Origin of the sequence: Aeromonas lacus (assembly GCF_000764665.1) — a bacterium.
In the GTDB taxonomy this organism is placed as follows: Bacteria; Pseudomonadota; Gammaproteobacteria; order Enterobacterales; family Aeromonadaceae; genus Aeromonas; species Aeromonas lacus.
On sequence record NZ_JRGM01000037.1, the window covers coordinates 1 to 26,248 of the forward strand.

The window sequence follows — 26,248 nt, forward strand, 5'->3', positions numbered from 1 at the left end:
ATCATGTTTGGTTCCTTAAACCATGTAGATGAAGCAATGAGTAGCTTTTCTTGGGAGAGATATATGCCATACCCTAACAAGATGGCATTTAATTATCCTTGGCCAACCCAAACCCCATTCAACTCAACCCCCAGCAAAGCTGAAGTACCAGAGGAATTAACCGTAAGCTGGTGGTTTAAAGAGAATAATGTGGATGAACATCCTAATAGTCAGCATTATTTTACTCCCAGAGCAGGTCTGGCCAAGTTCATGGTGATAGAAGAGGGTGATACCACCAAAAAGTCATACAAAAGACTACATCGCTGGAGATATTCACCTACTGCGGCCTATGGCAATAACGAAGTGCATTTACACCCATGGTTACCTCGGCGGATTTCTGCAGCAGAGGCTCTGGCTATTCAGTCACTGCCAAAAGAGTTTGAATTGCCTCCAACAATGACTCTTTCGGCAATGTTCAAAACAATTGGTAATGGGGTTCCATATAAATTCTCATATGGTATAGCAAAAACTATCGCTGATTTCATGGAGTGAATTAATGAGTAGTGACATCATCTTTGACGAAATTTTAGATGAGATTATTGCCTTAAAAGGCAATAATCTGAAATATATTTCGAGCGAGAAAACGACAAAAATCATTGATATCAACCAGAATGATAAAATAATTTCTGCTACTCGCGGCCCTGATGTTGTAAATATCTCGTTCGATAGATTCAAACTTGCTATAGATGCGCTAATACAGAATAAGCCCATCCATATCGATACTGTTTTCAATAGTAGTGGAAATGACAGGACAATTATAGAAACTATACTTTGCCATACATCACATATTGGTTACATGAAAGCAAAGACGGGAAGAAACAAAGGGAAAAATAAGGTCATACAATATTTTAACAAATGGATTCATGACACTGGAAAAATATGCGATGTTAGTGGCGAAGAATTCAAATCAGATAATGATGATTTTGCCACTAACGAGGCTTTAAACCTGAGTTCATATAAACCATTTCTCTTGTTAGCAGGTATTTCAGGCACAGGGAAAACCCGCTTTATTCGTGAGCAGGTCAAGGACTATCCAGGCCAGAAAAATTACTGCCTGGTACCTGTACGGCCAGACTGGCACGAACCCTCCGATCTGCTGGGCTATATCTCCAGGATCAGTGGTAAAAAGGAGTATGTATCAACGCCGGTGCTGCATTTTATTACCCAAGCCTGGATCCATATTTACGAGCGTATTAGCGAAGTGAGAGCCGATGGCAAGATTGGTCTGAGCCAGGAACAACTGGACCATATCCCCCCCTTCTGGCTCTGCCTCGACGAGATGAACCTGGCGCCGGTTGAACAATATTTCGCCGACTATCTATCGGTACTGGAGACCCGCCACTGGTATACCTCACCCGAACTGACTGCATTTAACGACAATGAAGGGGTGGACTACGGCTATGTCTACCAGTGCGATCCCCTGCTCAAAGCAGATACGCTTAGCCAGCAACTGGATCAGAACGCGCGTACCGAACTGGCGGAAAAACTGGGACTGGACCTGAATATTGCCCTACATCAGCAGATCTGGGCCAGCTTCTGCCAGCACGGTATCGCTATCCCCTTCAACCTGATGGTGGCCGGTACCGTCAATATGGACGAGACCACCCACGGCTTTTCCCGCAAGGTGATCGACAGGGCCCTCACCTTCGACTTTAACGAGTTCTTCCCCAACGATTTCGATGCCTACTTTGCATCGGCATTGCAGCCAAAACGGCTGGGTTATCCGACCTGGTCAGACGGGCGGGCCATCACTGAAGTTCCCGAGCTGGAGCAATACAGTAAAGAGAGCGTCACCTTCCTGAAGGCAGTCAACGAGGTGCTGCAACAGAGCCCGTTCGAACTGGCCTATCGCGCCCTGAACGAGCTGATGCTGGCCCTGCTGGCCCATCACCCCGCCAATACCGCAGAACTGGTCGCCATCTGGGATGACTTTATGATGTGCAAGGTATTGCCGCGCATTGAGGGAGATAGCAACAAGTTGCGCAGCCATCAGACTGCTGATAGCGACAAGTCGACTGAGAGCAGCCAGACAGAGCCCAATCTGTTGACAGATCTGGAAAAGGCTTTGGCAGTACAATTTGGTAGTCACTGGGATGGCACACGCCCTGACCTGTTTAACTGCAAGGAGGCTGCCGCCGGTGAAAATTCCGCCCCCGCAGAAACTCCGCACGTCCCCTGCCGCAGCAAGAAGAAACTGGCCTGGATGAAAGAGCGGCTGGCACGGCAGTGCTTTACCAGCTTCTGGCCGTAAGGGGGTTGTGATGGAGTGCCTGTTTACTCTGCAGAGCCGTGACTGGATTTTACGGATCTACGCAAATGAGAAGACGGTTCGAGAACGTTGTCAGCAGTTACAAGCCACCCGCGCCCATCATCAACAAGAGCGTGATAAATCGGGCCTGCTGGCGAGCGCTGGCAGCGATGAGCCTCCTATTGTGCGTTTCTCACAACCTCTGTCGATTACCCGCGCTGAAGTTGCAGGCAAACCACATGATCTGGCCGTTGGCAAGGTATTCACCTCTTTGGTTCTGCCCGCGCCTTTGCTGTTTGAAAACTGCTTTTACGAATTCGAATGGGAGTTTCTTCACTGTGTTAGCGAGGAAAGTGATGCGCCGCGGCTGGAGCATCATCTGCAACGGATCTGCGAGTCGTTTCGCTTCAAAAGCAGGCGTGGATCGCAGGAGCTGCTGGGGGGATTCAATACCGGCAACGAAGTAGGCACACTTGCACTTCCCTTCTCTTATCAGCCGAAATCGGCTGCAGGAAAAGCCGCTCGCGTTCAGCTGACGCTCTGGTTCGAGGTCTACCCGGTCAAGCTGGATATCCGCCGGGATGTGCCGCTGATCCATCGGGTGCTGGATGAGCAGTACCCCTACTGGCGTTTTACCCTGAACAGCGCGACCAGTCAGCAAGGGGGGCGCAGCCAGCGCAAGGCCGAACCGTTCCCCCTGCTCTGGCTTGCCCATTTCGAAGCCCTGCACAAGGACCTTGAGCGGGGGATCCGCCAGATCATCAATGCGCCCCACAGCAGGCTGCAAAGCAAGACCGAATATCTGCTGGCCGCCAGAATGAAGCGCCCGCCACGCCCGAAGCAGGCCGAACAGATCCGCCAGGATCTGGATAACGGTATCGAGCGCAGATACCGGGTGGAACGTAAACAACTGACCACGGATACCCCGGAAAACCGCTTTATCAAGTTTGTGCTGGAGCGCGCCGGAAGGATGCTGCAACAGCTGACACAACAGGGCGATCGCACCCTCTTGTCCAGAGCCTTTTTTGACCGTCTGAAGGCGTGGAGCAAACCGCTGGATCAGGCGCTGGCTCACCCCCTGATGCAGGAGATAGGTCCGGCGACGGTGTTACAACGCGAGTCTCTGGTACTGCAGCAAAAGAGCGGCTATAGCACGGTTTACCGGGTCTGGCAGCAACTGCGCCTCTATCTCGATGCGTTGGGAAATGATGCCGTGGCCGGCGTGCGCAGCATGGATCAGCTCTACGAGCTCTGGTGCGTGATCGAGGTGCGCCGGATTATCCTGACGCTGGGATTTACCGAGGTGAAAACACCAGCCTTTAACTTCACCCGCGATGGTTGGGATACCCGGCTGGCCGAGGGGATGAAATACTGCTGGGAGTACCTTCGTGCAGCAGACGGTGTAAGGCTCAAGCTGGCCCATGAACCCAGATTTCACAAGACTAACAAGCCGGTTCACTCCCTGCTGGTTCCCCAAAAGCCGGACATTCTGATCGAAGCCACCACTGGCAGTGGCGACACCTTTATCTGGCTGTTTGATGCCAAGTACCGGGTCGATAATGGCACTCAAGATGATCCGAGAGACAGGGTGCCCGATGATGCCATCAACCAGATGCACCGTTATCGCGATGCCCTGCTCTATCAGCAACAGGATGACCCGATACCAAGCCGCCCCACCTTTGGCGCTTTTGCGCTCTATCCGGGCTTTATGAGCCAGCAACCCGGAACGAAAAATCCCTATCAGGAGGAGATCGACCGGATTGGTATCGGTGCCTTTGCCCTATTGCCAGCAGAGGATCACAGCGGCTCTTGCTGGCTGCAAACCTTCCTTGAGCAAAAACTGGGTAAATCGGGGGAAGAGTTCCGCTATCCTGCCATCCACTCGGGCCACTTCTATCTGGAAGAGCCCAGCCGGATTGCCACCCTGGGGATGCAGCAGGTCCGCCACCATGATCTCACCCTGGTCATTCCGACCGCACTGGAAAACAGCCGCCCAGCGAGCTACTTCGATGCATTTCGTGATGGCTCTGCCCGCTGGTATCACACCCCTGCCGAAACCATTGCCACTCGTTACGATGATCAGCTGATGAACGAAATCAGCTATCTGGCCGTAGCTACCCTTGCGGCCGATGGCCTGACGCGTGAGGTAACCCGAGTCTGGCCTGTGCTGACATGCCGGAAGCTGCGAAGGGAACAACTGACCGAAGAGCAGACAGGTACACCGCTGGCCGAGGGGAATGTGAATCCTTACTGGTTGCTGGAGCTGGGGCCCTCTATTTCATTGCTCCACCCTCTGACACAGCTGGATGCGGCAAGTTTCAGAGCATCCATGAGACTGACCAGACTGGCAGAATTGCAAGGTGAATTGACCGGGTTTGCGGCACTGCCGGATTATTACGGGGAATTATTGCGCATGCATCCAGCCTGAACACCTTACGGCTATCCCGGCCTGGCCATTGAGCTGTTGGCCAGACCGGGATTACAGCCTCGCATGACCATGAGTAAAAGTGCCGCGATCTGACCCCAAAACCCCGTCTAAATTATCCAGTTGCATAATAACCATGCGGCCTTGCGGTTGTTTAACGTGCCCTAACATCAGATAATGTTGCGGCCTTCAAACCGGATACCCGACCTTCGATGACTGAATACCTGCTTTTATTGATCGGCACAGTGCTGGTTAACAACTTCGTGCTGGTGAAATTCCTCGGCCTCTGCCCCTTTATGGGGGTCTCGGGCAAGCTGGAAACCGCTATCGGCATGGGGCTCGCCACCACCTTCGTGATGACCCTGGCCAGTGCCTGCTCCTATCTGGTGGAGCACTACATTCTGGTGCCGCTGGAGATCGCCTATCTGCGCACCCTCGCCTTTATTCTGGTGATCGCCGTGGTGGTGCAGTTTACCGAGATGGTGGTGCGCAAAAGCAGCCCGACCCTCTACCGCCTGCTGGGGATCTTCCTGCCCCTCATCACCACCAACTGCGCGGTACTCGGGGTGGCGCTGCTGAGCATCAACGAGCGTCATGACTTCGTGCAGAGCGTGATCTACGGCTTTGGCGCCGCCACCGGTTTCTCGCTGGTGCTGATCCTGTTTGCCGCCATGCGCGAGCGTCTGGTCGCCGCCGATGTGCCCGCGCCGTTTCGCGGGGTCTCCATTGCCATGATCACCGCCGGTCTGATGTCTCTGGCCTTTATGGGCTTTACCGACCTCATCAAGATATAACCATGATCCATATTCTTTTTGCCATTCTGGTGCTGACCCTGCTGGCGCTGGCGTTCGGGATTATCCTGGGCTTTGCCGCCGTCAAGTTTCATGTGGAAGCAGACCCCATCGTCGATCAGCTCGATGCCCTGCTGCCCCAGACCCAGTGTGGCCAGTGCGGCTATCCCGGCTGCAAACCCTACGCCGAGGCGGTTGCCAACGGCGATCAGATCAACAAGTGCGTACCCGGTGGCGAGGCCACCATGCGCAAGATTGCCGACCTGATGGGGGTCGAACCCCAGCCGCTGGGCGGCAGTGACGAGGCCGCAGTGCCGGTCAAGAAGGTCGCCTTTATCCACGAAGATCAGTGCATCGGCTGCACCAAGTGCATTCAAGCCTGCCCGGTGGACGCCATCGTCGGCGCCACCAAGGCGATGCATACCGTGATTGCCAGCGAGTGCACCGGTTGCGATCTCTGTGTCGATCCCTGCCCGACCGACTGCATCGAGATGATCCCGGTGCCCACCACGGTCGATAACTGGAAGTGGGATCTCAATAACGTGCATGTTCCGGGCAAGATTCCGGTCAAGTTGGTGGAGTAACCATGCAGTCTTTACTTGAACGCATCAAAGCCGGGAATATCTGGGACTTTCACGGTGGTATTCACCCCGCCGACAACAAACTGCAATCGAGCCAGAGCCCGGTCGAGCAGGCCGGTCTGCCGCCGCGCCTGATCATTCCGGTGCGCCAGCACGCAGGCGCTGCTGGCGACCTGCTGGTGCAGGTGGGTGACAAGGTCAAGAAGGGTCAGCCGCTGACCCGTTATGCCAGAGGGCGGGTGGTGCCGGTGCACGCCTCCACCTCGGGTACCATCACCGAGATTGCCAACCACACGGTCGCCCACCCTTCGGGGCTTGACGATCTCTGCGTCATCCTCACCCCCGATGGCGGGGATGAGTGGGGAGAGCTCGACGGCAAACCCGATTACTGGAATCTGGAGCGGGGCGAACTGCTCGAGCGCATCCAGCAGGCGGGCATTGCCGGTCTTGGCGGCGCCGTCTTCCCCACCCACAGCAAGCTCGACGGCCGCGGCCAGCTCACCGAGATCCTGATCGTCAACGGGCTGGAGTGCGAACCCTATATCACCACCGACGATCGGCTGATGCAGCAGTACTCAGGCGAGATCATGGATGGCATCCGGGTACTCAAGCACCTGCTCAAACCCAAGCTGACCCTGATCGGGGTGGAAGACAACAAGCCCGAGGCGATCACCGAGCTGACCCGCCACGCCACAGACCCGGATGTGCTGGTCAAGACGGTGCCGACCAAGTACCCCTCCGGCGGTGCCAAGCAGACCATCGAGCTGCTGACCGGCCGTCAGGTGCCCAAAGGCGGCCGCGCGGTCGATATCGGCATCATGGTGCTCAACGTCGCCACCGTGTTTGCCATCAAGCGCGCCATTATCGACGGCGAGCCGCTGATCGAGCGGATCGTCACCCTCACCGGCGACAGCTTCAAGAAGCCCGGCAACGCCTGGGTGCGCCTCGGTACGCCGGTGCGCTGGCTGCTGCAGCGTTTCGAGTTGCAACCGGAGGCAGATCAGCGGGTGATCATGGGGGGCCCCATGATGGGCTTTACCCTGCCCCACGCCATGGTGCCGGTGGTCAAAGCCACCAACTGCCTGCTGGCGCCGACACAGGCCGAACTGCCCGCTCCCGGCCCGGAGCAGGCCTGCATCCGTTGCAGCGCCTGTGCCGATGCCTGCCCGGCCAGCCTGCTGCCGCAAGAGCTCTACTGGTACAGCAAGGCCAAAGAGTACGACAAGGCCGAGAAGCTCAACCTGATGGACTGCATCGAGTGCGGTGCCTGCGCCTGGGTCTGCCCGAGCGAGATCCCGCTGGTGCAGTACTACAAGATCGCCAAGGATGACATTCGCGAAGCCCGTGCCGAAGCCGAGAAGGCCGAGCGAGCCAAGCAGCGTTTCGAAGCCAAGCAAGCCCGTTTCGAGCGGGAGAAAGCAGCCCGCGAAGCGCGCCACGCCGAAGCCGCCGCCCAGCGCCGGCAGGCGATGACTGCCGCAGGCGGCGAAGATCCCGTGGCAGCGGCTCTCGCCCGTATCAAGGCCAAACAGGATGCGCCCATCACCGCCATAGCAGCCACCGCCGAGGGCGTGCCCGACAATAGCGCCGTGATTGCCGCCCGAGAAGCCCGCAAACGGGAAGCGGAAGCGCGCCGTGCAGCCAAGGCAGCCGAAGAGGCAAACAGCGAGACCACTGCGATCGCGCAGCCGCAAGAAACGGAAGCGACAGATCCGAAAAAAGCGGCCATCGCCGCGGCTCTTGCCCGTGCCAAGGCCAAAAAAGCGGCTCAGGCTGGCGATACCTCTGCTGCAGATAGCGCGGCCGAAAGCCAGCCTGCAGCAGACGCCGATCCGAAAAAGGCAGCCATTGCTGCCGCTATCGCTCGGGCCAAGGCCAAAAAGGCAGCCCTGCAGGGCGACAGCGCTGAGGGCGATCTGACTGCAAACGCTGGCACCAGCGAAACGGCAGCAACCCAAAGCGATGTGCCATCTGCTGCCAGCGAAGCAGTCGATCCCAAGAAGGCGGCGATCGCTGCTGCCATCGCTCGGGCCAAAGCCAAGAAGGCGGCCCAGCAGGGTGGCAGCGCTGAGGGCGATCTGACTGCAAGCGCAGGCACCAGCGAAACGGCTGCAACCCAAAGCGATGGGCCATCTGCTGCCAGCGAAGCGGTTGACCCCAAGAAGGCGGCTATCGCTGCTGCCATCGCCCGCGCCAAGGCCAAGAAGGCGGCCCAGCAGGCAGCGGAACTGGGTGAGCCAATGCAGGCAGCAGAAGGGGTAAACGGTGAGCAAGCACTCGCCGAGCCGGTTAGCAATATCGTTGCCGAACCGGCCGTTGCCGAGGCAAGCGTTGACCCGAAGAAGGCAGCCATCGCCGCTGCCGTCGCCCGTGCCAAGGCAAAAAAACTGGCTGCCGAAGCGGCCAGGGCCAGTGGGGCCACCCCGGATGAGGGATCATCATCCGACGCCGAGCCGCGCTGACGCTCGCTGGCCCATCGTTAAACAACGAGGTAATGCACTAATCCATGTTCAATATCGCGACTGCGCCGTTTGCCCATAACCGCAAACAGACCCGAACCCTGATGCTGCTGGTGATCCTGGCCTGTGTGCCGGGCTTGCTGGCCCAGACCAGGTTCTTCGGCTGGGGCTCCTTTATCCAGATCCTGATTGCGCTGGTGACTGCGCTGGTGAGTGAAGCGCTGGTGCTCAAGCTGCGGGGCCGCCCCGTCAAACCGGCCCTGATGGATGGCAGCGCCGCCCTCACCGCCGTGCTGATCGGTCTCTCCCTGCCGCCGCTGCTGCCGTGGTGGATGATGGTAGTGGGCACTGCCTTCGCCATCATCATCGCCAAGCAGCTCTACGGCGGACTGGGCCAGAATCTGTTCAACCCGGCCATGGTGGCCTACGTGCTGCTGCTGGTCTCCTTCCCGGTGCAGATGACCAGCTGGCTGCCGCCGGAGAGCGTGCGCGCCTACAGCCTCGGCTTTGGTGATGCAGCCTCGGTCATCTTCACCGGCTTTAGCCTCGACGGCTACAGCATGGCCCAGCTCAAGCAGGGGGTGGATGGGCTGACCATGGCGACTCCGCTCGATACCCTGAAAACCGGCCTGACCCAGGGGCTCACCACTGGCGAGATCCTGAGCGGCCCGCTGTTCGAGGGTTGGGGCGGCATCGGCTGGAGCTGGGTCAACCTCGGCTATCTGCTGGGCGGCCTCTTCCTGCTGCAACAGAAGGTGATCAACTGGCGCATTCCGACCGCCATTCTGGGCTCCCTGCTGGCGGCGGCGACCCTCGGCTACCTGATGAGCCCGGATGCCACCGCTACGCCGATGTTCCATCTCTTTAGCGGCGCCACCATGCTGGGGGCCTTCTTTATCGCCACCGACCCGGTCAGCGCCTGCACCACGCCACGCGGCCGACTGGTCTATGGCGTGCTGATCGGAGTGCTGGTCTACATCATTCGCCGCTTTGGCGGCTACCCGGATGCCTTCGCCTTCGCCGTGCTGCTGGCCAACCTCTGCGTGCCCTTTATCGACAGCCTGACTCGTCCGAAAGTGTATGGAGCCCGTCGCCAATGATGTTTCTGCCCTCTTTCCCCATCACAGCTGACGGAGCCCGGACATGTTAAAGAGCATGCGCAAGAACGGCCTTATCCTGGCCATGTTCGCGCTGGGCTGCACCGCACTGGTGGTGCTGACCAACGAGTTGACCAAGGACAAGATCGCCCACCAGCAGCAACTGGAGAAGTTGCAGACGCTGGAAGCACTACTGCCTGCCGGCAGCTATGACAACGATCTGGTGACCAGCTGCAAGCTGGTGACCAGCAGGAAGTATCTGGGCAGCGATCAGCCGCAAGCCCTCTACACCGCCAGCAAAAATGGCGTGGTGACCGGCTATGCGCTGGAGGCCATCGCACCGGACGGCTACAGCGGTGCCATCCGCATCGTGGCGGGCTTTGATGCCAAGGGCACCGTCAGTGCGGTGCGAGTGCTCGCTCACAAAGAGACGCCCGGCCTTGGTGACAAGATCGAGCTGAAAAAATCTAACTGGATCAACAGCTTTACCGGAAAATCCCTGACCGCCGACAATGAATCGGAGTGGGCAGTGAAGAAGGATGGCGGCGAGTTCGATGCCTTTACCGGTGCCACCATCACCCCCCGAGCCGTGGTCAAGGCGGTGAAAAACCTGCTGAAACTGCAGCACGAGCACCCGGAACTGCTCAGCAACGCCCCGGCTTGTCCGGCCGCACAATAAACCGGAGTCGACCCCGTCATGACACAGATGGAACAGATTGAAACGGGCACCGCCCCGATCGCCGAGCTGGAAAGCCGCAAGGGCGAGCTCAAGGAGCTGATGGTACAGGGGCTGTGGAAGAACAACCCCTCGCTGGTGCAGGTGCTGGGTCTGTGCCCTACCCTCGCCGTCTCCTCCACCTTTACCAATGCGCTGGGGCTCGGCCTTGCCACCATGGCGGTGCTGGTCTGCTCCAACCTCGCCATCTCGCTGGTGCGCAACTGGGTGCCGAAGGATATCCGCATCCCGGTCTACGTGATGATCATCGCCTCGCTGGTGACCAGCGTGCAGCTGCTGATGAACGCCTACACCTATGGCCTCTATCAGGCGCTCGGCATCTTTATCGCCCTCATCGTCACCAACTGCATCATCATCGGCCGCGCCGAGGCCTATGCCTCCAAGAACCCGCCGCTGCTGGCAGCTCTCGACGGCTTGATGATGGGGCTGGGCTTTACTCTGGTGCTGCTGGTGCTTGGTACCATGCGCGAAATCATCGGCATGGGCACCCTGTTTGATGGCGCCGATCTGCTGCTGGGCGAGTGGGCCAAGTCCCTGCGCATCGAGCTGTTCCACGCCGATGCCAGCCTGCTGCTGGCCATTCTGCCGCCGGGCGGCTTTATCGGGCTGGGGCTGCTGATCGCCGCCAAGAACGCCATCAACGAGTGGCGTGACCGCAAGCAGGCGACCACCGTGGCTCACTGCAATGTGCCCCCCGTCCGTGCCCGGGCGACCCAGCTATGACACGCGAGGCTGCATGAACAACCAGAAACGCAGAGAGATACTGGAGCGACTGCGGGAGCACAATCCCCACCCTACCACCGAGCTCAACTTCAACTCGCCGTTCGAGCTCTTGATCGCCGTGCTGCTCTCGGCGCAGGCGACCGATGTCAGCGTCAACAAGGCGACCGACAAGCTCTATCCGGTGGCCAACACCCCGCAGGCGATGCTGGATCTCGGGGTCGAGGGGCTCAAGAGCTACATCAAGACCATTGGCCTCTTCAACACCAAGGCCGAGAACGTCATCAAGACCTGCGCCATCCTGCTGGAGCGCCATGGCGGCGAGGTGCCGGAGAACCGCGAAGCGCTGGAAGCCCTGCCGGGCGTCGGGCGCAAGACCGCCAACGTGGTGCTCAACACCGCCTTTGGCTGGCCCACCATCGCCGTCGATACCCATATCTTCCGGGTATCGAATCGCACCGGCTTTGCGGTAGGCAAGAACGTGGATCAGGTGGAGGAGAAGCTGCTTAAAGTGGTGCCCGCCGAGTTCAAGCTGGATGTCCACCACTGGCTCATCCTGCACGGGCGTTACACCTGTCTGGCTCGCAAGCCCCGCTGTGGTTCCTGTATCATCGAGGACTTGTGCGAGTACAAAGAGAAGGTCTATCCCGAGAGCTGACAGCCTCGCAACCGAGATTGAAAGCAGTACACATCACCAACCCGGAGAACTGAGCAATGAGAATTCTGCATACCATGCTGCGTGTCGGCGATCTGCAACGCTCCATCGACTTCTACACCCGCGTCCTTGGCATGAAGCTGCTGCGCAAGAGCGAGAACAGCGAGTACAAGTACACCCTGGCCTTCGTCGGCTACGGTGACGAGAAAGATGAAGCGGTGATCGAGCTGACCTACAACTGGGGGGTGAGCGAGTACGAACTGGGCTCCGCATACGGCCATATCGCGCTGGAAGCGGACGACATCTACGCCACCTGTGAAGCGCTACGCGCCGCCGGTGCCAAGATCACCCGCGAGCCGGGCCCGGTTAAAGGCGGCACCACCGTCATCGCCTTCGTCGAAGATCCGGACGGTTACAAGATTGAACTGATTGCCAAGAAAGATGCCGGCACCGGCCTTGGCGACAGCTTCTAAGCAGCCCGGGTAAAAACGCCCGATGGCAGGATCAAAAAAGAGCGCGCTGGCGCTCTTTTTTATGCTTGTCTGATTGGGCTGCCGAGCTAGATCTCGCCGTTGCGCCCCATGCTGATGACCACCCGCCGGTTCTTGGCACGCCCCTGCTCGGTTTCGTTGGAAGCGACGTGCTGCTTCTCGCCATGCCCTTCCACCGAGATTTTGCCGGGATCGAGCCCCAGATCGACGAACACCTTCTTGATGGCATCGGCCCGCTTTTCCGAGAGTTTCTGGTTGGTCCAGCGCCCGCCGTAGCTGTCGCTGTAGGCGTCGATCACCACCACATCGATGCTCTTGTCCGCCTTGATATATTCGCCGATCATCGCCAGCCGTCGTTTGGATGAGATGGAGAGCTGATCGCTGTTCTTGTCGTAGGTAAGCACGCTAAAGGCGATGTCATTGAAGCTGTAGGGCAAGAGCCCGCTCTGACAGTCGATAAAGGCCTGATATTTCACCCTAAAGTTGACCGACGAGAGTGACACCCGCACCGGCCGGTTCTGGCGATACCAGTCGCGATACTGGAAAGTAGGCATGTTGCCCCCCTCCAGCTCGTCGAGCATGGTCCAGGCGGTTTGCCCCTCCACCAGCCCATCGAACTGCTGATAGAAGTGGAGCTGGCTCACTTCCCGCCCCGCGATGCCGGGGCGCCATACCGGCGGCATGATGCCAAGGCTCACTGTCTCGGTTCTGGCCTGTGGCCGCTTGCCCTTGAGCTCGAAATCGAGATTGATCTTGCGCCCGGCGCGGCTGACAAAGGCCCCCGTTCCCCAGTTCGGAATGGGATGTTCGAGGCGGCACTCAATCTGGGTGTCCGAGGTCAAACGCCAGACGGATTGATCCAGACCGGCACCGAATTCGGTCACCCCAGCCTGTACCTGCATACTCACCGATATGCTGATCAACCCCAACTTCCAAGCGTTCAACGGCCTGTCCTCCACACGATCTCATATGGAGTATCGGCCGCGGACAGGCAACCTTTAGCGGCAAAACTGCAAAGGGCTGCCGCTGGCGGCAACCCCTTGCCTCTGTTGTGAAAAATCGGGATTGCAGTGGCAATCGCAGCATCTGATACGCGCCAACGGCGGCGGATCTCGCTACAGTAGAGCCTGAGTGACAGGATGTCGCCGTGCAGGAGAAAGTGTCATGTTCAACCCCTTCCCGACCTTGTGGCCCCTTATGCTGGCCATGCTCGGCAGCGCCGCCCAGAGCGCAACCCAGGATGAAGAGTGGGCGCAGCAGCGGGCCAATGCCGTGCTCTCCCTGATGAGCTTTACCGTGGTGCCGGATATCACTGCCAGCGATCTCTCCCTCGGCAGCGGCAGTGGCCAGTCGGCCGCCCTCAGCATGGCGCAGCTGGGCGGTGGTGCCACCCTCGGCGAATCATTTCCTGTTTATCTGGAGGGGGCACTCGGCTTTAGCCGCTACGATCCCCAGTTTGTGATGAGCAACGGCAGCAAGAGCCGCACCATCCCCACCCGCTGGAACAGTGCCACCGCCTCGGGCGGCATGGGCTGGGATATCTCCCTGCACAGGGATAAGCAGGGCGGCCACTGGGTGCTGCGCCCCATCGCCAATATCTCGCTGGGCACCATGGCCAGCGATATCCGCATCGGCAACTGGCTGCTCGATCGTGCCAAGGGCCACTCTCTCGATTTTCTCGAGAATGGCCAGCTCAATATGTACGGGCTGGGTGGCTCGCTGATGGTCGATTACGAGCTCTTCTCCAAAACCCAGGATATCGATGCCGAGCTGCGCTACTCCTACCAGCACCTGCAGAGTTTTGGCAATACCTCGGAGAGTGTGCGTGGCAGCGCCGAGGCGGAGAACCTTGGCCTCTATCTGCGTCGCCGGGCACCGGTGTTTGACTGGACCCTGCTTGATCGCCCGCTGCGCTATGTGATGGAGGGCGCCCGCACCGAATACCTCGGCGAGCAGCGTGGCCTGCTCGGCTTCAATGCCCTCAACTCGCTGGGGCTCGGCCTTGAGATCGACAGCAGCAAGTACGACATCATCGTCAGTCGCACCCGTCTGGTCGCCCGCTATATGTTCAGCAACAACACCCGCGGTTATTCGGTCGGCTTGGCCATGAGCTTCTGATCTGAACGGGATATGCGCGGGATAAAAGAGAGATCGGGCGGCCTTTTCCGGGCAGGTTCCCGGCCACCAGCCCTGTCGTGACACGATTCTGGAGGCGGCAACAGCCCGGATAACGCCGAATTAATAAAGTAAAATATTTATTAATTGCCTCGCTATTCAGACAGCAAGGGAGTGACCCAAGGAGCAAAGTGGCCTTCATCCGCTCGACAGTGCCGACAAACCGCCCCTCCGATCTGATGGCAAAGGGTGATCGGGCCACAAAATGCCACTTTTCACTGTCTCTGTTGACGCCAATAAAAACGCCAGCCTTGCGGCTGGCGTTTTTGCAGAGCTGACTGCCTTTATCTCAGGTCGAAGCGGTCGTTGTTCATCACCTTGACCCAGGCCTTGACGAAGTCGCGGACGAACTTCTCCTTGCCATCTTGCTGGGCATAGACCTCGGCGTAGGCACGCAGCACCGAGTTGGAGCCAAACACCAGGTCAACCCGGGTAGCGGTCCACTTCACTGCGCCGCTCTGACGATCCACGATCTGGTAGCTGTTGCGGCCAGTCGGCTGCCAGCTATAGGCCATGTCGGTCAGGTTGACGAAGAAGTCGTTGCTAAGCACCCCGACCCGGTCGGTAAAGACACCGTGGGCCGACCCGCCGTGGTTGGTGCCAAGCACCCGCAACCCACCGACCAGCACCGTCATCTCGCGGGCGGTGAGGCCCAGCAGCTGGGCACGGTCGAGCAGCATCTCCTCCGGCTGCACCTTGTAGTGCCCCTTCTGCCAGTTGCGGAAACCATCGTGCACCGGCTCCAGGAAGGCAAACGACTCGGCATCGGTCTGATCGGCGCTGGCATCGCCGCGGCCCGGCGCAAAGGGGACGACAATATCAACGCCGGCCAGCTTGGCCGCCTGCTCCACCGCTGCGCTGCCGCCCAGCACAATCAGGTCGGCGATGCTCACCGGCTTGCTCAGGGTGGCCTGCAGGGCGATCAGGGCGTTGAGCACCTTCTCGAGGCGAGCAGGCTCGTTGCCTTCCCACTCTTTCATCGGCGCGAGGCGGATGCGGGCACCGTTGGCCCCGCCGCGATAATCGGAGCCGCGGAAGGTGCGGGCACTGTCCCACGCGGTAGCAATCAGATCTGACGGCGCCACGCCGCAGGCCAGCAGCTTGGCCTTGAGCTCACTCACCTCTTTATCAGAGAGCTGGTAATCCACCGCCGGTACCGGATCCTGCCACACCATGACTTCGCCCGGCACTTCCGGCCCCAGATAGCGGCTGCGCGGCCCCATGTCGCGGTGGGTCAACTTGAACCAGGCGCGGGCAAAGGCGTCGGAGAAGAGGTCTTGATCCGCAGCGAAGCGCTCGGAGATCTCCCGATAGACGGGGTCAAAGCGCAGCGCCATGTCCGCATCGGTCATGATGGGGTTGCAGCGGATGGAGGGGTCTTCCACGTCCACCGGGCGATCTTCCTCCTTGATGGCGACGGGCTCCCACTGCCAGGCACCGGCCGGGCTCTTCTTGAGCCACCAGTCGTGGCCCAGCAGCATCTTGAAGTAACCGTTGTCCCAGCGGGTCGGGTTGCTGGTCCAGGCCCCTTCAAGGCCGCTGGTCACCGTGTCACGGCCGATACCGCGGCTCTCGTGGTTGATCCAGCCCAACCCCTGCTCGTGCACATCGGCCCCTTCGGGAGCAGGCCCCAGTTTGGCTGCGCTGCCGTTGCCGTGGGCCTTGCCGACGGTGTGGCCACCGGCGGTGAGCGCCACGGTCTCTTCGTCATTCATCCCCATGCGAGCAAAGGTGACGCGCATGTCGTGGGCGGTTTTCAGAGGATCCGGGTTACCATCCACCCCTTCCGGGTTGACGTAAATCAGCCCCATCATCACCGCCGCCAGCGGGTTCTCCAGATCCCGTTCACCGCTGTAACGGCTCCCTTCGCTGCCGCTCGGCGCCAGCCACTCCTTCTCGGAACCCCAGTAGACATCTTTTTCCGGATGCCAGATGTCCTCGCGACCACCGGCAAAGCCAAAGGTCTTGAGCCCCATGGATTCATAGGCAACGTTACCCGCCAGGATCATCAGGTCAGCCCAGGAGATCTTGTTGCCGTACTTCTGTTTGATCGGCCACAGCAGACGGCGGGCCTTGTCGAGGTTGCCGTTGTCGGGCCAGCTGTTGAGGGGGGCGAAGCGCTGGTTGCCGGTGTTGGCACCGCCACGGCCGTCGGTAGCGCGATAGCTGCCGGCGGAGTGCCAGGCCATGCGGATCATCAGGCCGCCGTAGTGGCCCCAGTCGGCCGGCCACCAGGGCTGGCTGTCGGTCATCAGGGCATGGAGGTCAGCCTTGAGGGCATCGTAATCGAGGCTGTTGAAGGCGTCGGCATAATCGAAAGTCTCATCCATCGGATTGGTCTTGCGGTCATGCTGATGCAGGATGTCGAGGTTGAGGGCATTGGGCCACCAGACTTGATGCTCCTGACTGGCAGAGGTATTGGCACCGTGGGCAAAGGGGCACTGACCGGCCCCGCTAGCGTGTTTGTCCATCTTCAGATCCTCATTGTGGTCATAATGACGGCGAAACCCTTCGCTTCGCAGTTGAGACTAGCCTACCCCCCACCAAGCACTTAAAAAACCGAATAAAAAAGTTCAATTCAATCTGGTTTTACGATTGAACTATCTCGTGTCTGGAGAAAAAGGGAGCTATAGAGCATAGCTCGAGAGCAAAAACCAACCTGATGTGTTTCTTAACCATCATGTCGCCCCTTTACATGAAGCACGAAAGACAGGCAAACCATCTGACAGGCTTGGGGAAATGGTCACAGATATGACACGACGAAATTGACAAGAACGGAGTAATTCGGAACTCTCTTACCCCGTGGTCACCCCCACATTCAATAAGCAGTGGACGCCACTTTATCAACGAACGTTCGGCGGGAAAGGCTCTCACCCAGCATGCCTTCACAGACATTCAACAAGCCACCCGACCTTTACGTCATCACGATGCAACAGGGATAGAGATTTTTGCCATGGCCAAGTTTTTGAATACCAGTGCAACCAACTACTTTCTTGAAGAACTTATCAAGGATGCCAAAGAGCGGCTGATCCTGATAAGTCCTTTCCTCAAACTCAACGACAGGATCAAAGAGCTGCTGACCGACAAGAATCGGCTCAAGATCGATGTACGAATTGTCTATGGCAAGAGTGAGCTACAACCGGAAGAGATCAGCTGGCTCAAGGAGCTCACCTATATCCGCACCAGCTTTTGTAAAAACCTCCACGCCAAGTGCTATCTCAATGAGGAGATGTGCATTATCACCAGCTTGAACCTCTACGAATTCAGTCAGGTCAATAACAACGAGATGGGGGTATTGATACAGCGCTCGGAAGATCATGATCTTTACCGTGATGCCTACGACGAGGCCCAGCGCATTATCCGGGTTAGCGACGAAATCCGCATATCCCTGGAGCGGGTGGTTAATGAAGCTGACCCCCAACAACCTTCCGCCAGCGAAGGTGAATCTGTCACCGAAAAACTCACCTCATCCAAACTGGCGCAAAAATGGGGGATCAAAACCCATGAACTACTGGAAAAGATGGTGTCTCACGGCTTGCTTGAACTGCGCGACAGCAAGCATTACCTGACAGCCAAGGGTAAAGAAGAAGGCGGTGAATTTAGAATGAGCCCCAAATTTGGCCCCTATTTCCTCTGGCCAGAGACGATGAACCCCTTCTAATCCACTGACTGGATAAATGTGAAATGGACTTCACACCTGTTATTACGGTTCTGCTGGGCCAGCTCTGGTATCTGCTGCCCCTGCTGCTGATTACGACCCTGATCAAAACGCCCTGGTTCAAGGGAATGATCGGGGAGGCATTTATCAATCTCGGTATCCGGCTGTTTCTCGACCAGCGGGAGTACCATCTGCTCAAGAGCGTGACCCTGCCGACCCCTGAGGGGAGTACCCAGATCGACCATGTGCTCGTTTCACGCTTCGGGCTGTTTGTCATCGAAACCAAAAACATCAAGGGGTGGATATTTGGCAATCCGGCCCACAAGAGCTGGACACAGCAGCTCTTTCGCCGCAGACACAGCTTTCAAAATCCGCTGCGCCAGAACTATCTGCACCTGATGACGCTCAAATCCCTGCTGGGGCTGGCGGATCATCAGCTCCACTCGATCATCTACTTTATTGGCGACTGCACCTTTAAAACCCCGATGCCGGATAACGTGATGAATCGCGGACTTATTCGTTATATCAAGGGCAAAACCACGCCAGTGTTGACCCCTGCCGAGGTCACCCGGGTGATCGATACCATCCAGCGGGGACGACTGGCCGCCAATTGGCAGACCCATAAACAGCATGTGGCGCAGCTAAAGGCTCGTCACAACCAGCCTGCCGTTTCCTCTTCCCAATACAACCCCGCAAGCGTGGCAAAAGCGGAGATCCCCATACCTTATGAAACGAGTCACGCCCAGCAGTGCTGCCCAAAATGCGGCAACGCCATGGTGCTGCGCACTGCACGCCGTGGCAGCAACAAGGGGGAACAGTTCTGGGGATGCAGCGCATACCCAAAATGTCGGCAGATCATCGCTCGGCAAGCTGAAGAGCGCTAACCAGCGGAAACAACAAGGGCGGCCAATTGGCCGCCCTTGTTGTGTTTATTAGCGAATGGTCGCCATCTGCCGCACGCAGCGCTGCTCCCTGTCATCCACCCGCTTGGCAAACCAGGCGGTGGTGAGGTTGCGGGTGATCTTGGGGCTTTTCAGCTGAATGCCCGGCAGGATGGCGCGGGGCAACCGCTTGCCCGCTTTCTGGTCTGCCAGCGTGAACACGCGATGATAGAGGTCGCTCTGGCCAAATTCGGCGGTATCGCCGAGTTTCAGGCTCTGGTGGATCGCCTGCTGGCTCATGTTGATTCGGCTGGCGATGGTGTAGACCGCGAGTTCCGTCTTGCCCGGCAGGTCGGAGTCGTAGCGGATCAGATCGCCATCCAGAGCCAGCGTAGTACCGCTCAAACGGCTGACAGCGGCCTGAAAAGCGGCGTTGCGACTGGCATACCAGCCGGCGTTGAAGTCGGCGAAACGGTAGAGGGTATCGGGGTACTCCGCCTCATAGCCGAAGATATGTTTGGTACCAAACCAGATACCGCCGCGGCGGGTAAAGACTTCGTGGCGGATGGACTCCTTGACCGGATAGGGATAACCACGGGTATTGGCCTCGGCAAAGGCGATACTCACCTGCATCGGGCCGCCGGTGTGCACCGGATTCATGTTGCCAAACAGGGTCTTGCCCATCGGCAGCATGCTGATCATGTCCTCGAAAATTTCGCTCATCTCCCGCTCGGTGCGAAGCGCATCGATGCGCTCGGCATAGCTCTTGCCGGTCGGCGAATTGATGGAGAGCGCGGCACGCACCATAAACTCGGGGATCAGCAGCTTGGCCGCCCGCGAGTTGATCTCCTTCCAGGCGATCTTGCCAAGGCCCGGCACCACAGGGTCGGCCTGATAGGTCGCCTCCTGCTCCGCTACCGCCAGCACGGTACAGACATTGTGATCGTTGACTGTCACCCCCTGGCTGGTGAGCGCGGTCACCACATCGTTGGCCCACCCCTGCTTGTCGACCACATGACGGGGCAGAAACCTCACGATGCGGCTCTTCATATCCGCCGGCTTGCGCGGCTGCATGGCTGGCGGGGTCGCCTTCTTGGCGGGCACTGTCGCGCCTGTTGTGTCGCCAGGCGCCGGGGCAGAAGCGGGATCGCTGGCACAGCCGGCCAGCAGCAAGGGGATCAACAGCGCCAGCGTGCGCATGGCTGGGGAAACAGAAAAGAGAGAGAGCGTCATCGGATATCCGGTACTGAGGCTGGAGGCAAACCCGCTAGGCGGCGGGCGCACACATGATGGCTCATTGTAGAGAATTGATCCACAAGGCTAAAGTCCCATCGCCTCCCCCCTCTCCCCGACCAGACAGGGGTTGCCGCAACAGGAGCGCCCCCAGATATACCCCGACAACAGGTATGACCCGACAACAGACATGGGCTTTTATCGAGAGTTGTTTACATTTAGAATGCCGCCGCCAGGATGCTCACGGTATGGACCCTATGGATACGCTCGCCCATCTCTTTGCTTACGTGCAGCAGTGGCTGCTCACTCCGATCTGGCACTGCCTGATCGGACTGTTTGACTTCAACGGGCGGCTTGGGCTCCCCTTTCTGCTGATATCCGGCCTCATTGCCTACCTCCTCTACCGTGTGCGCCGGCGCCAGCAGGGCCCGGCAGCGGGCAGTTTCGCCCAGTTTCTTGGCGGCCGGGCCATCTGGCTGCATCCCTCCGCCCTGCTCGATTATCAGTACTATCTGGTGCGCGCCCTGCTCCATGTGGCCCTGATCGTGCCGATCCTGACCCTGCTTAATCCCTGGCTTTTGCAGGCAACGGATATTACCTCCGCGCTCACCCGTCTGTGGGGTGAGCATCCCCGTCTGGCCGAGGCGAGCTGGCTGATGATGCTTTATGGCCTCGGGATATTTCTGGTCAGCGATTTCGTCCACTACTGGCTACACCGTGTCTTTCACAGCCGCTGGCTGTGGGAGTTTCACAAGGTGCACCATAGCGCCACTGTGCTGGTGCCGCCGACCGCCAGCCGCATTCATCTGGTGGAGAAGCTCTCTGAAATCCTGCTCAAGGGGAGCATGCTCGCCCTCTACTCCGGTGCCTTCTACTGGCTGTGCGGCGGCTCCGTGCGCCCCTATACCCTGTTTGGGGTGGGCTATCTGGTGCTGATCTTCAACTCGCTGGCCGCCAATTTGCGCCATAGCCATATCTGGCTATCGTTTGGCCCGCGGCTGGAGCATATCTTCAACAGCCCGGCCCAGCACCAGATCCACCACAGCAGAGAGCCCCGCCACTTCAACCACAACTTCGGGATCAACCTGTCGCTGTGGGACTGGTGGTTCGGCACTCTTTACGTCACCAACCACCAGCCAGAGCCCCTCACCTTCGGGGTCGGCCCGAAAGACAATGTGCGCTACAGCCGCCTGAGTGCGCTGATCCTGCGCCCCTTTCTGGTCACGGCCCGCAAGCTGTGGCATGCCCTGCCCCGTCCTCGCAGCCGCAAGCCGCAGGCGGATTTAAGATAGTTACGCTCTTCGCCCCATAAATCCGGCCCCCGCCGCGCCAAACCCGTCGTCATAAAAAAGCCCCCGCCATTGCTGGCGGGGGCTTGTCATCTATGCGGAGCCATCTATGCAGTGCATAGTCTGGCTCGCTCGCAGAGCGTTAGCGGTTGTTCACGCGCTCGTGCAGCTCCTGCACCGAGTTGACGCTGGCGGTGGCATCCACGCTGATGGCCATGCAGGTCGCGAATGCCTCGTTCATGGTGGTGGTATAGGCCACCTTGTTCTGCAGGGCGGCACGGCGCAGCTGCTTGGAGTCCTCGATAGCCACCCGCCCTTCGGCGGTGTTGACGATGTAGGTGTACTCGCCATTCTTGATGCGGTCGAGAATGTGCGGGCGACCTTCGTGCACCTTGTTGACCAGGCGCGGGTTGATGCTCGCTTCGCCCAGCGCGACAGCAGTGCCGTGAGTGGCATCCAGCTCGTAGCCCAACTCCAGCAGCTTGGCGGCCAGATCGACCACCTGTGCCTTGTCGCTGTGACGCACAGATAAGAGGGCGCGGCCCTCTTTCGGTACGGCGTGGTTGGCACCCAGCTGCGCCTTGGCATAGGCCTCGGCAAAGCTGCTACCCACCCCCATCACCTCACCGGTGGAGCGCATCTCCGGCCCCAGCAGCGGGTCAACCCCCGGGAACTTGGCGAACGGCAGCACCACCTCTTTCACCGAGTAGTAGGGCGGGATGATCTCTTTGGTGAAGCCCTGCTCTTTCAGGCTCTGACCGGCCATCACGCGGGCGGCAATCTTGGCCAGCGGCGCACCGGTCGCCTTGGAGACGAACGGCACGGTACGGGCGGCACGCGGGTTCACCTCGATGAGGTAGATATCATTGCCCTTGACCGCAAACTGCACGTTCATCAGGCCGATAACGCCGAGCTCCAGCGCCAGCTTGCGCACCTGCTCGCGGATCTCGTCCTGAATCTTTTTGGACAGGGTGTAAGGAGGCAGGGAGCAACCGGAGTCACCGGAGTGGATACCGGCCTGCTCGATGTGCTCCATGATGCCGCCGATGACCACATCGGTGCCGTCGCAGATGGCATCCACGTCCAGTTCGGTGGCATCGTCCAGGAAGCGATCCAGCAGTACCGGTGATTCGTTGGAGACGCTCACCGCCTCGGCGAAGTAGCGACGCAGGTCGGTCTCGTCGTAGACGATCTCCATGGCGCGGCCACCCAGCACATAGGAGGGGCGAACCACCAGCGGGTAGGTGATGCGCTCGGCCACCACAACCGCCTGCTCCAGCGCTGTGACAGTACCGTTTTCCGGCTGCTTGAGGCCTAAGCGCTCGACGGCAGACTGGAAGCGCTCGCGGTCTTCGGCGCGGTCGATGGCATCCGGGCTGGTACCGATAATCGGCACGCCGTTGGCTTCCAATGCCCGTGCAAGCTTCAGCGGGGTCTGGCCACCGTACTGGACGATGACGCCCTTGGGTTTCTCGATGCGCACGATTTCCAGCACATCTTCCAGGGTCACCGGCTCGAAGTAGAGGCGATCCGAGGTGTCGTAATCGGTGGAGACGGTCTCCGGGTTGCAGTTGACCATGATGGTCTCGTAACCGTCTTCGCGCAGGGCCAGCGCCGCGTGCACGCAGCAGTAGTCAAACTCGATGCCCTGACCGATACGGTTCGGGCCGCCACCGATGACCATGATCTTGTCACGGTCGGTGGGGTTGGCCTCGCACTCCTCGTCATAGCTGGAGTACATGTAGGCGGTGTTGGTGGCGAACTCGGCGGCGCAGGTATCGACCCGCTTGTAGACCGGGAAGATATTGTGGCGGGCACGCAGCTTGCGCACTTCGCCTTCGGCCACTCCGAGGATCTTGGCCAGACGCGCATCGGCAAAGCCCTTGCGCTTGAGGGCGCGCAGGAAGTCCGCATCGAGACCGGCCATGCCGCGCTCTTTCACCTCTTCTTCCAGTTTCACCAGCTCTTCAATCTGCACCAGGAACCAGGGGTCAATCTTGGTCAGCTTGAAGATGCCGTCCATGGAGAGGCCGGCACGGAAGGCATCGGCGATGTAGAAGATACGCTCGGCACCAGCATCCTGCAGCTCGTGACGGATGCGGGTCAGGGAGTCCGGGGCGTTCAGATCCACCATGGGGTCGAAGCCCGCCTTGCCGGTCTCGAGACCACGCAGCGCCTTGTGCAGGGACTCCTGGAAGTTGCGACCGATGGCCATCACTTCACCGACCGACTTCATCTGGGTCGTCAGGCGGTCATTGGCTCCGGCGAACTTCTCGAAGTTGAAGCGCGGGACCTTGGTGACCACGTAGTCGATGGCCGGCTCGAAGGAGGCCGGGGTGCGGCCACCGGTGATGTCGTTCATCAGCTCGTCGAGGGTGTAACCGATGGCGAGCTTGGCTGCGATCTTGGCGATGGGGAAACCGGTCGCCTTGGAGGCCAGCGCGGAGGAGCGCGACACCCGCGGGTTCATCTCGATGATGACCATGCGGCCATCTTTCGGGTTGATACCGAACTGGACGTTGGAGCCGCCGGTCTCGACGCCGATTTCGCGCAGTACCGCCATGGAGGCGTTGCGCATCAGCTGGTACTCCTTGTCGGTCAGCGTCTGGGCTGGCGCGACCGTGATGGAGTCACCGGTGTGGATACCCATGGGGTCGAAGTTTTCGATGGCGCAGACGATGATGCAGTTGTCGTTGCGATCCCGCACCACCTCCATCTCATACTCTTTCCAGCCAATCAGCGACTCATCGATGAGCAGCTCTTTGGTCGGCGACAAGTCCAGACCGCGCTCGCAGATCTCGACGAACTCTTCGGTGTTGTAGGCGATGCCGCCACCTGAGCCGCCCATGGTAAAGGAGGGACGAATGATGCAGGGGAAGCCGACCATCTGCTGCACGCCCCACGCCTCTTCCATGTTGTGGGCGATGCCGGCGCGCGGGCACTCCAAGCCAATGCTGCGCATCGCCTTGTCAAAGCGGGAGCGGTCTTCGGCCTTGTCGATGGCATCGGCAGTGGCGCCGATCATCTCGACACCGAACTCGGCCAGCACGCCGTGCTTCTCCAGCGCCAGTGCGCAGTTGAGCGCAGTCTGACCACCCATGGTGGGCAGGATGGCGTCCGGACGCTCTTTCTTGATGATTTCGCGCACCACTTCCCAGGTGATGGGCTCGATGTAGGTGGCGTCCGCCATCTCCGGGTCGGTCATGATGGTGGCCGGGTTGGAGTTGACCAGAATGACGCGGTAGCCCTCCTCGCGCAGGGCTTTGCACGCCTGGGCGCCGGAGTAGTCAAATTCGCAGGCCTGGCCGATGACGATGGGGCCGGCGCCGAGGATCAGGATGCTCTGAAGGTCGTTACGTTTTGGCATGAAACTCTTTCCTCTATTCCCGAGATAGACGCGATACTGCTTCATTTTTGGCATCGCCTATCCCTTTCTAATTTTTAGGCGCGATACTGCTTAATCAATTCAATAAAGTGGTCAAAGAGACCGGCACAGTCGTGCGGGCCCGGGCTCGCCTCGGGGTGACCCTGGAAGCTGAAGGCCGGACGGTCGGTGCGATGGATCCCTTGCAGCGACCCGTCGAACAGGGAGACGTGGGTGGCGCGCAGGCAATCCGGCAGGCTGTTCTCGTCTACCGCAAAGCCGTGGTTCTGGGCGGTGATCATCACTGTGTTGTCGTCGAGGCTCTTGACCGGGTGGTTGGCGCCGTGGTGGCCAAACTTCATCTTGACCGTCTTGGCACCGGAGGCCAGACCCAGCAGCTGGTGACCCAGACAGATGCCGAACACCGGCGTGTTGGTATTAAGGAAGGTCTTGATGGCTTCGATGGCGTAGTCGCACGGCTCGGGGTCGCCGGGGCCGTTGGAGAGGAAGATGCCATCCGGGTTCAGCGCCAGTACCTCGGCAGCCGGGGTCTTGGCCGGCACTACGGTCAGACGGCAACCACGGTCAACCAGCATCCGCAGAATGTTGCGCTTGACGCCGAAGTCGTAGGCCACCACGTGGTATTTCAGCTGGTCGGCATCCGGGGTGACGTGCCCCTTGCCAAGCTGCCAGCTCCCTTCGGTCCAGTTGTACGCCTCACCAACCGTCACCTCTTTGGCCAGATCCATCCCCTTCAGACCGGGGAAGGCGCGGGCCTGTTCGAGGGCATATGCCTCATCGACCTGCTTGCCTGCAAGGATGCAGCCAGCCTGGGCGCCTTTCTCGCGCAGGATACGGGTCAGTTTGCGGGTGTCGATGTCGGCGATGCCAACGATGTTGTGAGACTTGAGGTATTCGGAGAGGGATTGCTGATTGCGGAAATTGGAGGCAAGTATCGGAAGGTCCCGGATGATCAATCCCTGAGCATGGATTTGACTGGACTCTTCATCTTCGCTGTTGGTGCCGGTGTTGCCTATATGGGGGTAAGTGAGGGTGACTATCTGACGGGAATAAGAGGGATCGGTGAGGATTTCCTGATAGCCCGTCATCGACGTATTGAAAACCACTTCACCAACGGAACATCCCTCGGCGCCTATCGACACGCCTTTGAATACAGTTCCATCTTCCAGCACTAGCAATGCAGTGTGATTCAAGACAACCTCCAGTTATTTAGCTTTAAATTCAGCAATTTACCTGGGTGTTGCGGGCTCGGTTCCGGCCTTGGACAGGACTCGAACCCGGCAGATTTCTGGCAAATTGGGCGCATTCTACTTAAAAAAAGTGGTATTTCAACGTCTTTTCTTAGATGAAATGCATCTAAATTCAATAAAAAGGCAACATTACCC

General features: G+C 59.0%; 20 protein-coding genes and 1 pseudogene. 15 read left to right on the plus strand and 6 right to left on the minus strand.

Annotation, left to right across the window (positions count from 1 at the left end):
* From LG31_RS20800 to gloA, 11 genes and pseudogenes are all read left to right on the plus strand, one after another.
* Window positions 1–531, plus strand: a 531-nt coding sequence (locus tag LG31_RS20800) for a DNA cytosine methyltransferase (protein ID WP_161785967.1), incomplete at its 5' end; no start/stop codon positions are given.
* A 4-nt stretch (window positions 532–535) separates the two neighbouring features.
* Complete coding sequence (locus LG31_RS0105900; RefSeq protein ID WP_202962998.1) at window positions 536–2,290, plus strand: McrB family protein; 1,755 nt, start codon at window positions 536–538, stop codon at window positions 2,288–2,290.
* A 10-nt stretch (window positions 2,291–2,300) separates the two neighbouring features.
* Entirely contained in the window at window positions 2,301–4,715 is a 2,415-nt protein-coding gene (locus LG31_RS0105905) for a DUF2357 domain-containing protein (protein ID WP_033113571.1), read from the plus strand.
* A 209-nt stretch (window positions 4,716–4,924) separates the two neighbouring features.
* Entirely contained in the window at window positions 4,925–5,506 is a 582-nt protein-coding gene (gene rsxA, locus LG31_RS0105910) for an electron transport complex subunit RsxA (protein ID WP_033113572.1), read from the plus strand.
* Between the two features lie 2 nt (window positions 5,507–5,508).
* Complete coding sequence (gene rsxB / locus LG31_RS0105915; RefSeq protein ID WP_033113573.1) at window positions 5,509–6,087, plus strand: electron transport complex subunit RsxB; 579 nt, start codon at window positions 5,509–5,511, stop codon at window positions 6,085–6,087.
* 2 nt (window positions 6,088–6,089) lie between these two features.
* Window positions 6,090–8,543 (plus strand): annotated as a pseudogene (gene rsxC, locus LG31_RS0105920) (electron transport complex subunit RsxC); the annotation flags it as partial.
* A gap of 47 nt (window positions 8,544–8,590) precedes the next feature.
* The gene (rsxD, locus tag LG31_RS0105925) at window positions 8,591–9,643 is read left to right on the plus strand and encodes an electron transport complex subunit RsxD (protein ID WP_033113575.1); all 1,053 of its coding nucleotides are present in this window, start codon (window positions 8,591–8,593) and stop codon (window positions 9,641–9,643) included.
* Between the two features lie 43 nt (window positions 9,644–9,686).
* The gene (gene rsxG, locus LG31_RS0105930) at window positions 9,687–10,319 is read left to right on the plus strand and encodes an electron transport complex subunit RsxG (protein WP_033113576.1); all 633 of its coding nucleotides are present in this window, start codon (window positions 9,687–9,689) and stop codon (window positions 10,317–10,319) included.
* 18 nt (window positions 10,320–10,337) lie between these two features.
* Complete coding sequence (locus LG31_RS0105935) at window positions 10,338–11,099, plus strand: electron transport complex subunit E (RefSeq protein WP_372240870.1); 762 nt, start codon at window positions 10,338–10,340, stop codon at window positions 11,097–11,099.
* Between the two features lie 13 nt (window positions 11,100–11,112).
* Window positions 11,113–11,754, plus strand: a complete 642-nt coding sequence (nth, locus tag LG31_RS0105940) for an endonuclease III (protein WP_033113577.1) — start codon at window positions 11,113–11,115, stop codon at window positions 11,752–11,754.
* A 56-nt stretch (window positions 11,755–11,810) separates the two neighbouring features.
* Window positions 11,811–12,224 (plus strand): lactoylglutathione lyase, encoded by a 414-nt coding sequence (gene gloA / locus LG31_RS0105945; RefSeq protein WP_005337610.1) that lies wholly within the window; start codon window positions 11,811–11,813, stop codon window positions 12,222–12,224.
* 86 nt (window positions 12,225–12,310) lie between these two features.
* On the opposite strand, the gene LG31_RS0105950 is transcribed toward gloA, so the two are convergent.
* Window positions 12,311–13,186 (minus strand): flagellar protein MotY, encoded by an 876-nt coding sequence (locus LG31_RS0105950; RefSeq protein ID WP_033113578.1) that lies wholly within the window; start codon window positions 13,184–13,186, stop codon window positions 12,311–12,313.
* A gap of 253 nt (window positions 13,187–13,439) precedes the next feature.
* On the opposite strand from LG31_RS0105950, the gene LG31_RS0105955 reads away from it, so the two are divergent.
* A complete protein-coding gene (locus LG31_RS0105955) occupies window positions 13,440–14,360 on the plus strand; it encodes a hypothetical protein (RefSeq protein ID WP_238567484.1) in 921 nt (306 codons plus the stop codon).
* 341 nt (window positions 14,361–14,701) lie between these two features.
* Here the strand turns inward: LG31_RS0105955 and katG are convergent, their stop codons facing one another.
* Window positions 14,702–16,888: a catalase/peroxidase HPI gene (gene katG, locus LG31_RS0105960; protein ID WP_033113580.1), complete on the minus strand. Its 2,187-nt coding sequence runs from the start codon at window positions 16,886–16,888 to the stop codon at window positions 14,702–14,704.
* A 482-nt stretch (window positions 16,889–17,370) separates the two neighbouring features.
* On the opposite strand from katG, the gene LG31_RS0105965 reads away from it, so the two are divergent.
* Window positions 17,371–18,078: a phospholipase D family protein gene (locus LG31_RS0105965; RefSeq protein ID WP_033113581.1), complete on the plus strand. Its 708-nt coding sequence runs from the start codon at window positions 17,371–17,373 to the stop codon at window positions 18,076–18,078.
* 23 nt (window positions 18,079–18,101) lie between these two features.
* The gene (locus LG31_RS0105970) at window positions 18,102–18,959 is read left to right on the plus strand and encodes a nuclease-related domain-containing protein (RefSeq protein ID WP_033113582.1); all 858 of its coding nucleotides are present in this window, start codon (window positions 18,102–18,104) and stop codon (window positions 18,957–18,959) included.
* Between the two features lie 48 nt (window positions 18,960–19,007).
* On the opposite strand, the gene LG31_RS0105975 is transcribed toward LG31_RS0105970, so the two are convergent.
* Window positions 19,008–20,189, minus strand: coding sequence for a DUF1615 domain-containing protein (locus tag LG31_RS0105975; RefSeq protein WP_084059550.1), 1,182 nt, complete (start codon window positions 20,187–20,189; stop codon window positions 19,008–19,010).
* 257 nt (window positions 20,190–20,446) lie between these two features.
* Between LG31_RS0105975 and LG31_RS0105980 the strand changes: the two genes are divergently transcribed.
* The gene (locus tag LG31_RS0105980) at window positions 20,447–21,481 is read left to right on the plus strand and encodes a sterol desaturase family protein (protein WP_033113588.1); all 1,035 of its coding nucleotides are present in this window, start codon (window positions 20,447–20,449) and stop codon (window positions 21,479–21,481) included.
* 139 nt (window positions 21,482–21,620) lie between these two features.
* Here the strand turns inward: LG31_RS0105980 and carB are convergent, their stop codons facing one another.
* The 3 genes from carB to LG31_RS21565 form a co-directional block, all read right to left on the minus strand.
* On the minus strand, window positions 21,621–24,845 hold the full coding sequence (gene carB, locus LG31_RS0105985) for a carbamoyl-phosphate synthase large subunit (protein WP_033113583.1): 3,225 nt from the start codon (window positions 24,843–24,845) through the stop codon (window positions 21,621–21,623).
* Window positions 24,846–24,919: 74 nt separating this feature from the next.
* Window positions 24,920–26,056, minus strand: coding sequence for a glutamine-hydrolyzing carbamoyl-phosphate synthase small subunit (gene carA, locus LG31_RS0105990; protein ID WP_033113584.1), 1,137 nt, complete (start codon window positions 26,054–26,056; stop codon window positions 24,920–24,922).
* A partial coding sequence (locus LG31_RS21565) for a hypothetical protein (RefSeq protein WP_238567483.1) occupies window positions 26,053–26,248 on the minus strand: 196 nt, incomplete at its 5' end. The genes carA and LG31_RS21565, both read right to left, overlap by 4 nt.

Bases quoted from the DNA above. Each gene is read 5' to 3' on its own strand.
- LG31_RS0105900 (WP_202962998.1), top strand. From the start codon at position 536: ATGAGTAGTGACATCATCTTTGACGAAATTTTAGATGAGATTATTGCC.
- LG31_RS0105905 (WP_033113571.1), top strand. From the start codon at position 2,301: ATGGAGTGCCTGTTTACTCTGCAGAGCCGTGACTGGATTTTACGGATC.
- rsxA (WP_033113572.1), top strand. From the start codon at position 4,925: ATGACTGAATACCTGCTTTTATTGATCGGCACAGTGCTGGTTAACAAC.
- rsxB (WP_033113573.1), top strand. From the start codon at position 5,509: ATGATCCATATTCTTTTTGCCATTCTGGTGCTGACCCTGCTGGCGCTG.
- rsxD (WP_033113575.1), top strand. From the start codon at position 8,591: ATGTTCAATATCGCGACTGCGCCGTTTGCCCATAACCGCAAACAGACC.
- rsxG (WP_033113576.1), top strand. From the start codon at position 9,687: ATGTTAAAGAGCATGCGCAAGAACGGCCTTATCCTGGCCATGTTCGCG.
- LG31_RS0105935 (WP_372240870.1), top strand. From the start codon at position 10,338: ATGACACAGATGGAACAGATTGAAACGGGCACCGCCCCGATCGCCGAG.
- nth (WP_033113577.1), top strand. From the start codon at position 11,113: ATGAACAACCAGAAACGCAGAGAGATACTGGAGCGACTGCGGGAGCAC.
- gloA (WP_005337610.1), top strand. From the start codon at position 11,811: ATGAGAATTCTGCATACCATGCTGCGTGTCGGCGATCTGCAACGCTCC.
- LG31_RS0105955 (WP_238567484.1), top strand. From the start codon at position 13,440: ATGCTGGCCATGCTCGGCAGCGCCGCCCAGAGCGCAACCCAGGATGAA.
- katG (WP_033113580.1), bottom strand. From the start codon at position 16,888: ATGGACAAACACGCTAGCGGGGCCGGTCAGTGCCCCTTTGCCCACGGT.
- LG31_RS0105965 (WP_033113581.1), top strand. From the start codon at position 17,371: ATGGCCAAGTTTTTGAATACCAGTGCAACCAACTACTTTCTTGAAGAA.
- LG31_RS0105970 (WP_033113582.1), top strand. From the start codon at position 18,102: ATGGACTTCACACCTGTTATTACGGTTCTGCTGGGCCAGCTCTGGTAT.
- LG31_RS0105975 (WP_084059550.1), bottom strand. From the start codon at position 20,189: ATGACGCTCTCTCTCTTTTCTGTTTCCCCAGCCATGCGCACGCTGGCG.
- LG31_RS0105980 (WP_033113588.1), top strand. From the start codon at position 20,447: ATGGATACGCTCGCCCATCTCTTTGCTTACGTGCAGCAGTGGCTGCTC.
- carB (WP_033113583.1), bottom strand. From the start codon at position 24,845: ATGCCAAAACGTAACGACCTTCAGAGCATCCTGATCCTCGGCGCCGGC.